This is a genomic window from Sedimentibacter sp. B4 (assembly GCF_000309315.1).
Lineage (GTDB): Bacteria > Bacillota > Clostridia > Tissierellales > Sedimentibacteraceae > Sedimentibacter > Sedimentibacter saalensis.
Genome location: NZ_CANG01000926.1, coordinates 1 through 9,631, shown reverse-complemented (window position 1 = coordinate 9,631; position 9,631 = coordinate 1). Strand labels below are relative to the sequence as shown.

At 35.4% G+C, this 9,631-nt stretch carries 12 protein-coding genes, 1 other RNA gene, 1 pseudogene and 1 riboswitch; of the genes and pseudogenes, 8 read left to right on the top strand and 6 right to left on the bottom strand.

Translation table 11 applies throughout. The annotated features are described in order from the left end of the window. Positions 1 to 138: pseudogene (locus BN358_RS27150) on the top strand (glutathione peroxidase); the annotation flags it as partial. Between the two features lie 43 nt (positions 139 to 181). On the opposite strand, the gene BN358_RS15820 reads toward BN358_RS27150, so the two are convergent. Both BN358_RS15820 and BN358_RS27145 read right to left on the bottom strand, forming a co-directional pair. After that, positions 182 to 364: an Asp23/Gls24 family envelope stress response protein gene (locus BN358_RS15820; RefSeq protein ID WP_019227261.1), complete on the bottom strand. Its 183-nt coding sequence runs from the start codon at positions 362 to 364 to the stop codon at positions 182 to 184. A 20-nt stretch (positions 365 to 384) separates the two neighbouring features. After that, positions 385 to 537, bottom strand: a complete 153-nt coding sequence (locus BN358_RS27145) for a hypothetical protein (protein ID WP_019227260.1) — start codon at positions 535 to 537, stop codon at positions 385 to 387. 304 nt (positions 538 to 841) lie between these two features. Between BN358_RS27145 and rocF the strand changes: the two genes are divergently transcribed. The 3 genes from rocF to BN358_RS15805 all read left to right on the top strand — a co-directional run bounded on the left by rocF (position 842) and on the right by BN358_RS15805 (position 5,088). After that, positions 842 to 1,753, top strand: coding sequence for an arginase (gene rocF, locus BN358_RS15815; protein WP_019227259.1), 912 nt, complete (start codon positions 842 to 844; stop codon positions 1,751 to 1,753). Between the two features lie 32 nt (positions 1,754 to 1,785). After that, positions 1,786 to 3,255, top strand: a complete 1,470-nt coding sequence (locus BN358_RS15810) for a YdiU family protein (RefSeq protein ID WP_019227258.1) — start codon at positions 1,786 to 1,788, stop codon at positions 3,253 to 3,255. Between the two features lie 159 nt (positions 3,256 to 3,414). Continuing rightward, entirely contained in the window at positions 3,415 to 5,088 is a 1,674-nt protein-coding gene (locus tag BN358_RS15805) for an MASE3 domain-containing protein (RefSeq protein ID WP_019227257.1), read from the top strand. Positions 5,089 to 5,528: 440 nt separating this feature from the next. Here BN358_RS15805 and BN358_RS27985 read toward each other — a convergent pair whose 3' ends face one another. Next, positions 5,529 to 5,870 carry a cell wall hydrolase gene (locus BN358_RS27985; protein WP_232233352.1) on the bottom strand — a complete coding sequence of 114 codons (342 nt, stop codon included), beginning with the start codon at positions 5,868 to 5,870 and terminating at the stop codon, positions 5,529 to 5,531. Between the two features lie 19 nt (positions 5,871 to 5,889). On the opposite strand from BN358_RS27985, the gene BN358_RS27980 reads away from it, so the two are divergent. Continuing rightward, entirely contained in the window at positions 5,890 to 6,066 is a 177-nt protein-coding gene (locus BN358_RS27980) for a hypothetical protein (RefSeq protein ID WP_232233350.1), read from the top strand. A 25-nt stretch (positions 6,067 to 6,091) separates the two neighbouring features. Here BN358_RS27980 and BN358_RS27975 read toward each other — a convergent pair whose 3' ends face one another. Beyond that, positions 6,092 to 6,391 carry a LysM peptidoglycan-binding domain-containing protein gene (locus BN358_RS27975; protein ID WP_051011028.1) on the bottom strand — a complete coding sequence of 100 codons (300 nt, stop codon included), beginning with the start codon at positions 6,389 to 6,391 and terminating at the stop codon, positions 6,092 to 6,094. Continuing rightward, positions 6,389 to 6,511: riboswitch (cyclic di-AMP (ydaO/yuaA leader) on the bottom strand. It overlaps the preceding gene by 3 nt. Positions 6,512 to 6,748: 237 nt before the next feature. Here BN358_RS27975 and BN358_RS15795 point away from each other — a divergent pair. Then, positions 6,749 to 7,804, top strand: a complete 1,056-nt coding sequence (locus tag BN358_RS15795; protein WP_019227253.1) for a homoserine dehydrogenase — start codon at positions 6,749 to 6,751, stop codon at positions 7,802 to 7,804. A 30-nt stretch (positions 7,805 to 7,834) separates the two neighbouring features. Here the strand turns inward: BN358_RS15795 and BN358_RS15790 are convergent, their stop codons facing one another. Further along, positions 7,835 to 8,470, bottom strand: a complete 636-nt coding sequence (locus BN358_RS15790) for a DUF6143 family protein (protein ID WP_019227252.1) — start codon at positions 8,468 to 8,470, stop codon at positions 7,835 to 7,837. A gap of 125 nt (positions 8,471 to 8,595) precedes the next feature. Beyond that, complete coding sequence (locus BN358_RS24675) at positions 8,596 to 8,811, bottom strand: hypothetical protein (RefSeq protein ID WP_083851357.1); 216 nt, start codon at positions 8,809 to 8,811, stop codon at positions 8,596 to 8,598. A gap of 243 nt (positions 8,812 to 9,054) precedes the next feature. On the opposite strand from BN358_RS24675, the gene smpB reads away from it, so the two are divergent. After that, positions 9,055 to 9,504, top strand: coding sequence for an SsrA-binding protein SmpB (gene smpB, locus BN358_RS15785; RefSeq protein WP_019227251.1), 450 nt, complete (start codon positions 9,055 to 9,057; stop codon positions 9,502 to 9,504). A gap of 7 nt (positions 9,505 to 9,511) precedes the next feature. Next, positions 9,512 to 9,631: a transfer-messenger RNA gene (gene ssrA / locus BN358_RS24670) on the top strand; the annotation flags it as partial.

The window sequence follows — 9,631 nt, the reverse complement described above, 5'->3', positions numbered from 1 at the left end:
ATTTTTTCTACAGAAAAAAATGAAATTAAATGGAATTTTACAAAATTCCTTATAGACAGAAATGGAAATGTTGCAGCTAGATTTGCGCCAACTGTTACACCTGAAGAGCTAGAAGAACATGTTGTAAAGCTTATATAAATAAATATTTTCATAAACAGTGCCGGAATATTCCGGCACTGTCTTACTGATTATCTTTTTCAAGTATGATGTTTATTACATTTACATTAACCGCAGATACAGTTAGGTCTGTCATTGATTCAATTTCATTTTTTACAGATGCTTGTACTTCTTTTGAAATTTCGGCAATGTTTAGGCCATATTCAACGTTTATATTAATGTCCAATGTAACCGTGTCATTGATCATTTCAACCTTAATTCCTTTTTTTATTGAATTTTTGGAAAAAGATTACCTAAACCTTCTGTTTGAGCTGAATAAACTCCTTTCACATTGCTTGTTGCTATTCCGGCCATAGCTATAACAACATCATCTGATATTTTTATTTCACCGATTTCAATGATATCATTTTGTTCTGACATATGAATTCCTCCTAATGAGTCATTTATTTTTTATATACCCTTATTTTTTGACATTAAGCATTAAGTTTGATATATTTAAATTTTGCAATATAACATTATGTTTAAAATATAAAGTTCAAGGTATAAGAAATAAAAAAATATTTAAAAAGGAGGGTTAAAGAATTTCATTGAACAAGATATTTAACAATATAATGTTGCTATCAATAATTGAATATTATGCGTCAAAATCAAAATACTAACAATGACGTTTGTTAATATGCTATGTAAATTTTAAATAAATAATATAATGTACTTAGGAGGAAATATGAAATCATCAATAAATTCAAAATTATCATTAATAGGAGTAGCAATTGATCTTGGAGCGGGAACTCCAGGTGTTAGTCTCGGACCATCTGCCATAAGATATGCCGGAGCCATTGACAAACTAACAGGACTTGGGTACGAAGTGAAAGACGAAGGAGACATAATGGCCAATAAGCCCATCAGTCCCAAAACAGATGGAATAAAGCTTAATAATCTAGATGAAGTTGTAAGAGTCAACACAGAACTGTGCAGTAAGGTATCAGAAGCTATGCAAGAGGGAAGATTCCCATTGGTTATGGGGGGAGACCATAGCATTGCAATAGGAACAATAGCAGGAGTATTGCAGCACAAGAAAAATCTAGGAGTAATATGGTTTGATGCTCATGGTGACATAAACACTGAAGAAACATCTCCTTCCGGGAATATACATGGAATGCCTGTGGCAGTAAGTATGGGCTTTGGCCATGAAAGGTTAACAGGAATAGGTGGAAAAGATAAAAAGCTTCAAACTAATAAATTTGTATTCATAGGAAGCAGGGATCTTGATGCCGGGGAGAGAAAGGTTCTTAAAGATCTTGGGGTAACAGTTTTTACAATGCATGAAATCGACCGCCTAGGCATGACAGAAGTCATAGAACGTGCAATTAAAATAGCAGGAGATGGTACAGACGGAATTCATGTGAGTTTTGATATGGACAGCATGGATCCAATTTATGCTCCTGGAACAGGAACAAGAGTTCCGGGAGGACTTACATATCGTGAGAGCCATTTGGCTCTGGAAATGATAGCATTGTCAGAAAAGCTTGTAAGCGCTGAATTCGTAGAGGTAAATCCGATTATTGACAACAATAACCAGACAGCAAAAGCAGCTGTGGCACTTATGGGTTCGCTTCTCGGTGAATGGCTTATATAATTTTTAAAATAAATAAAATAAAAGGAGACTAAATGACTGACAGAAATACATTAACAGGATGGAATTTTGACAATAGTTATGCTCGTTTGCCTGAGAAGTTTTATACACACCAAAAACCAACTCCATCAAGGTCACCTGAATTAGTTGTTCTTAATTATCCTCTGGCCAGATATCTGGGACTTGATTTAACAATGCTCAGAAGCAAAAGTGGAATACAAATGCTTTCAGGTAATCTTTTGCCTGAAGGATCAACACCTATTGCTCAGGCTTATGCAGGACATCAGTTCGGATATTTTACAATGCTAGGAGACGGACGCGCAGTTCTATTGGGAGAACACATCACTCCAAGGTCAGAAAGGATAGATATTCAGCTCAAGGGTTCCGGTGAAACACCATACTCAAGAAACGGAGACGGCAGGGCAGCTCTTGGTCCAATGCTCAGAGAGTATATCATGAGCGAAGCAATGCATGCTCTTGGTATTGAAACTACAAGAAGTCTTGCGGTTGTAACAACAGGAGAGAAAGTTTATCGTGACTCTCCATTGGAGGGAGCAATTTTAACGCGTGTTGCATTAAGCCATATACGGGTTGGTACATTTCAATACGCTGCAAATTGGGGGACAGTTGATGATTTAAGAGCACTTGCTGATTATACAATAAAGCGCCATTATTCTTTTGTAGAAAATGATGACAACAAATATCTTTCTTTTCTTAAAGAAGTAATTAAACGTCAGGCAATGCTCATTTCAAAATGGCAGCTTACAGGATTCATACATGGTGTCATGAACACGGACAACATGGCAATAAGCGGAGAAACCATTGATTATGGTCCATGTGCTTTTATGGATGACTATGATCCTGAAACTGTATTCAGCTCCATTGACAGAAATGGACGTTATGCGTATGGCAATCAGCCTAAAATTGCAGAGTGGAACCTTTCAAGATTTGCAGAAACATTGCTGCCACTTATTCATGAAAATAAAGAACAGTCAGTTATAATGGCAACGGATGCAGTAAAAGAATTCAGCAATATTTTCAAAAGTAACTGGTTGACAGGAATGCGGGCAAAACTCGGAATATTCAATGAAGAAAAAGAGGATGAAACTCTGGTTAATGAAATCCTTGATATAATGTACAGATATCATGGTGATTTTACAAATTCATTCAGATTATTGACACTTGAAAGATATGAGAAAACAGCCATGTCCGGAACTAAAGACTTTTCAAGCTGGCTTGATAGATATAAGTCAAGGCTCTCAAGACAGAATGAAATTACTGATGAATCTAAAGAGCTTATGAAAAACTCGAATCCTTCCGTTATACCAAGAAATCACAGGGTCGAAGAGGCACTGAATGCAGCAGTAAATAATGAAGATTACAGTGTAATGGAAGGACTAATAAATGTTCTTTCAAAACCATATGCATATACAGATGATCAGATAGAATACACAGAACTTCCAAAAGAAAAAAATAAATGCTATAAAACTTATTGCGGAACATAAAGTTAAATTATGTAACCAAAAGAAGATTATTAAAGGAATGCTTGAAGCTAATCTGCGTTCCTTTTTATTTTTGTTGAAAAACGTCGGAATTTGAGATAAAATATTTGTAAATAAAATTTTAAAATTTTAAGGTATAGTAAAATTTTGAGGGCTATGGCTATGGAGACTAAAAATATATTGAAAAATTTCAAGAGATACGACAAGATAATCATTGTTTTCATTGTATCGCTGCTTCTTTTTGGTGCTGCGGCATATTATAATACTTTTTTTGAGGAAGTTATGTCTGTGGCCACATATCTCACATGGCACAGCCTGTTTGAATTTGCAAGCATACTGGCAGCTTTTTCAATATTTCTTGTGACATATCACGTTTATGATGAATCCGGCAGTCTCCGAATGATACTGCTTGGCTGCACATTCCTTGCAATGGGATGCCTTGATACATTTCACACATTAAGCTATAAAGAAATGGCTGATTTTTTTATTTCGAACGACAGCGCAAACAGAGCCACAACTTTCTGGATTTTTTCAAGGCTTATTGGAAGTATTGGATTTCTAGAAGCAGTAACAATTCCGCTTAATGTAAAATGCAGGTATAATAAATGGATTTTTGTAGCCCCTACAATTATTCTTGTCATTGCTTTGCTTATAATAGCAACATATTATCCACATGTATTTCCAGTCATGTATGTGGAAGGTAAAGGCCTGACTACAGCTAAAATTGCCACTGAATATTTCATAGTATTCATAATGGGAATCACATTCTTAAAAAATGCAGCTGACTACAAACACGAAAAATCCAGTCAGGAATATCTTTTTATGATATCACTCTTAGTATCAATTTTCAGTGAATTTGCTTTCATAAGCTATGGAAGCGTATATGATGCATTTAATTATCTTGGACATATCTACAAGATAGTAGCTTATTTTATTTTGTTTAAGGTAATTTATGCAGAAAATGTAAGCATTCCATACCGCGAAATGAAAAAAACTAAAAACGAGCTGAAAAGATATTCTGAAAATCTAAATTATCTTGTAAAGCAAAGAACTGAAAAGCTTGAGGAAATAAACCAGACACTGATGACAGATTTAGAGTATGCCAGAGAAATGCAGCGTTCCATGCTTCCATCTCAGATGCCAAAGGACATGAAAGTATCATTTCAAGCTGAATACCTTCCTGCCGAGCGATTAAGCGGAGACTTTTACAATGTCATTAAACTTGATGAAAATAATATTGCAGTCTATATTGGAGATGTTTCCGGACATGGTGTTTCAGCAGCTATGCTTACGGTGTTTGCCAACCAAAATATTGTATACACAAACGACGAAACTGAAAATTTGGAAATAATAACTCCCGGATTTGTACTTAAAAAAATGTACAAGTCATTTAACAAAACAAATTTCAATACAGAAGCATACCTTGTTATGCTTTATGGAGTATACAATACAAGTTCTGGCTGCTTTACATATGCTTCAGGAGGGCTTAACGAGCCACCTCTTGTCATAAAGAACAACGGCGAAATTATTGAACTAAACAGCAGTGGATTTCCCATATGCAAACTAGGTGAATACTTTATGCCGTATTTCGAAGACAGCACAGTAAATCTTGAACCGGGAGATAAAATTATGTTTTACACTGATGGATTGGTTGAAGCAAAGAACAACGATGGAGAAATTTACGGACAGCAGAATATGAAGGACTTTTTAAAACTGAACACAGCACTTGAGGCTGTTGATCTTAAAAATATTGTAAAACAAAACTTATTTTCGCACATAGGTGATGAAAAGAAATTAATGGATGATGCTACATTTTTAATCATGGAAGTACACTAGATAGATTTACAAGTACAGTATAATAATATGTTTCCCTAAATAACTGGCGGGTATATTATATATTATTTATCAAGGAGAGGACTATGGCAAATATAATTCTGGACCAAAAGGCCAGGGATCATATTATGAAAAATGGCGGTATAATTACAATTGAAAAGGTTAAAAGCGGATGCGGATGAACGTCTGCAGCCCTTCCAAGAGTACGGTTAGGTGAACCGGTAAAAAAAGATGGATTTGTTTTATATGATGTGGATACAGTTAAGATTTATATATCCAAAAATCTTATGCCCAAGGAAAATGACATACATATCAGATTCAGCAGTTTATTTGGAATCTTTAAAAACCTGGATGTTTTTGGATTTGAAATATAGTTAATAAATTGAATGCCATTACCATACGTAATGGCATTCTTTGTAATAAATAGTTTTGCATAAAGCTGATTAGTATGCGTAAATCATTGCTCCTGACTTGAAGGCCACTTGCTTTGAGAGAATCCACTGGTTTGTTGTTGTATTGTCATAATAAAACATGGCTCCGTTTGTGGGGTCAGCTCCATTTAATGCTTCCTTTGCTGCCTGTACAGCTTGAGCGTTTGCAGGATTGTTAATCCATCCTGTTTGCACAGGGGTGAACTGGTAGTATCCGCCAATATAGTGGTACACCACATCTTTTATAGTGTTTGGCCATAAATCGCTTTGGACTCTGTTCATTACAACAGCGCCAACAGCAACCTGAGCTTCGTAAGGCTGTCCCTGGGCTTCTGCCATAATCAATCTTGACAAAATATCTAAGTCCTCTGCTGTGTATGAAACAGTTTCAACTTTAGTCTCCGGAACTGCTTCAACTGGTTGTACTACAGCCTTTGGAGTTTCTGCAACTGGAACTTCTGCCGGAGCAGGATTTAGTTGGGCTGCAGGTTCTGCAGCAGTCTTTGCAAATGTCTTTGGAATGTTAAGGACCTGTCCAATGTCTATGTAATTTGTGTAAATGTTGTTTGCTCTTCTCAGGTCAGATAATTCAATATTAAATTTTTGGAAATTAAATACAGAGTGTCACCTTTTTGAACAGAATAAATCTGGCAGGGAACATATAGTTCTTGTCCAATACTTAAGTTGTAGTTTCTTAGATTGTTGTCATCCATTAAATTTCCTACTGTTGTGTTGAAAAGACGGCTGATTTTGTAAAGTGAATCACCGCTGACGGTTTTGTAGGTTGCTGCATATGCGTCGCCTGATACAGAAAACGATATGCCAATAGTAAGACTGGTAGTCAATAGAATTGATTTGATAGTACTTTTTTTCATTTTATCCTCCTTAGCCTTCCAGGTTAGTTGACGGATTAGGGTTGAGGTACCCCGCCTTAAGATAGGCTTCACCCCGATATTATCCCCGGTACTCTTTATGAGATTCGGCAATAAAAATTGTAATGTAAATGTAACAAGTAATCAATGGTAAGTCAGTGCAGGCAAGGTCATATGAAGCATATTAAGAAATTTATTCTAAATGTTTGAATGTTTTAAGCTTATTGGCATAAGTTGACACTGAATTTTTATTCTGTTATAGTTTTTATATAAGAATAATAGAGTTTCAACCAACAGTAAGAATGAAATATCAGTTGCAATAATAGAAGATAGTTGAAAAAATATCGGAGGAGTAAATCTATGATTAATCAGACAATTAAAGTGGCAATTCTTGGTTTTGGAAATGTTGGTCAGGCGTTTGCAAAACTTTTAAATGAAAAACGAACAGATATAATGAAAGAATACGGATGTGATGTAAAGGTTGTAGCTGTGTCTACAGGAAGCAGGGGATGCCTTGTAAACGAAAACGGAATAAATCTTGAAAAAGCCTGCAATGATATGATTAATTTTCATAAATTTGATGAAAGCAGCAAGGATTTTTCAAAAATGGGTTCAATGGAAATAGCAGAGACTGTTGAGTATGATGTTATAATGGAGTTAACTCCACTAAAGATATTTTCAGGACAGCCTGCAATTGACCATATTAAAACAGCTTTAAGCCGCCAAAAACATGCCATTAGCGCAAACAAAGGACCTATTGCATGGTCATATAAATCGTTAAGGGATCTGGCTGAAAAACAAGGAGTTTTATTTTATTTTGAAACCACAGTTATGGACGGTACACCAGTATTTAATCTGGCAGATGAAACATTGAAGATGTGCAGGGTTACAGAAGTGAAGGGAATTTTAAATTCCACTACAAATTTTGTGCTTGAGGAACTTGCCAATGGTAAGAAATACGAAGATGTTTTAGAAGAAGGAAAGGCAAGAGGATTTGTTGAAGCAGATCCTTCAATGGACATTGAGGGATGGGATGCAGCTGCAAAGACTGCGGCACTTATAAATGTGCTCATGGATGCTGACATCACTCCATATGATGTTGAGCGAAAAGGAATTGAAGATATTACATATGAGCAAATAATGGATGCAGAAATAAGAGGAAATGCAATTAAACTTCTTTGTTACGGAGGAATTGAAAACGGCAAAGTGGTAGGGAGAGTAAGTCCTCAGGAAATTCCAAAAGGATCACTTTTGGCAGGTATAACAGGCACATCGTCGGTAGTGACTATTACCACTGATTTAATGGGCACAATATCAATAGTTGAACATGATCCTGAAATTGAACAGACAGCTTATGGAGTATTCAGCGATTTAATTAGGGTAATTTATAATATGAATAATAAAAATTGCAATTAAATGTAAAAATCCCTGAATTTATCAGGGATTTTATCTTGGTTCTTCCCACCATCCAAAAGCAATGCTTGCTGAAGCAAACTGAGTTGGAGTCTGTGGGTTTGAAAGGAAAATCGTAAATGAACCTCCCGGAGGAAAAATGAATTTTCCCTGTTCATCATCTACCAAAGTTGTTCCAGGCTGCCCTCTTCTTAAGAATGCCAGCACTCCTCCTGAAGGAATTCCTTTTGTGCTTTTTGTATACTGAAGATTTATTTTTGGCCTTGGCAGCGGGACCATTGCTGTATTGGCAGCAGTAATGTTTCTGGAATTTTCAACAAAACCTGGCGAATTTGTGTTAAACCATATCTGAGCCGTAAATGGTGATAATACATCACTAACCGTCCATACTGTAACGTGAAGATTTACGCCTGAGTCCGGGGGATTGTATAGCCTTGCCCATGTATTGGTTCCTTCGCCGAATGATAAATAATCAGCGAAACCTATGAAATATTTTCCTTCCAAGGATTTTGCAAGGTTAATTGGAACATCAACTACATAATTCAATTTTTCCGGGTATATTAATGTATTATAAATATTGCCTTGAGGTGTTTCCTGGGTGTTATATATATTTTGATTATACAAATTGCCGCTGAATGCTGGTTTGTTTCCATACATATAGTTATACATATTCACTCCATCTTTCCATAAGATAATACAGTATATGAGATTAAATCAATTATGGTGATATTTGAAATTACGTAAATGAAAAAGGCACTGCAATATTTGCAATGCCATAATAAAACCATAAATTTTTAATCTTCATACTGCCATGAGCCATCTTCAGTGCAGACGTAATTTGAGCCGTCTGAACCTTTAATGACTGAGCCAACAGCGTGGCTTTGATTGTTAAAGACACAAAAATGATTAGTATCAGCCGTGCCCACAGGTCTTTTGGTCAATGATTTTACATGTCCTGGCTGAGAAATCACATTAACAAAAATATTGTTTCTCGTATTATGATTTATCACAATATCAGTCCTTTCCATATCTTTTTAGTGGCATATTTAAATAAAAATTATATGTTTCAGTAATATTATTTCATTTTTGAACAACAATATAATCATTAATTGTATGTTTAAATGTTTAATAATAACAATTTGAAAATTTTAATTTAAATTTTACGTATATTTCAAATGTTGTAAAATAACTGCTATTTGACAATGCAAATTTTTAATGTTATAATCATCCTACGTTAATGGTAGGTGATGAAAATGGCTGAAAACACAAAAAATGTTGCAAGCAACAGAAAAGCATATCACGAATATTTCATAGAAGACAAATATGAAGCAGGCATAGTCCTTGTTGGAACTGAAGTTAAATCAATTAGACAGGGAAAAGTTAACCTAAAAGATAGTTATGTAAACATAAAAGATGGTGAAGCTTATGTCTTGAACATGCATATTAGTCCTTATGAGCAAGGCAACATTTACAATGTTGATCCACTGAGGCCTAGGAAACTTCTTCTGAACAAGAGGGAAATCAGGAAATTGCTGGGGTTGGCAACATTGAAAGGCTATTCATTAATACCCTTAAGTTTATATCTCAAAAATGGTCTTGTAAAAATGGAGCTTGCTGTAGCCAAAGGTAAGAAGAATTATGACAAACGTCAGGATCTTGCCAAGAAAGATGCAGAAAGAAGAATGCAAAGACAGGACGATTAACATTTACGGGGGCGTAAATGGTTTCGACGGGGGTATAGAAGGAAGATAAGCGAGTCGTTGCCGCAAAACAACGTAAAAAGTTGCAACAAAATATAAACGCAAAAGAAAACAATAATTTAGCATTCGC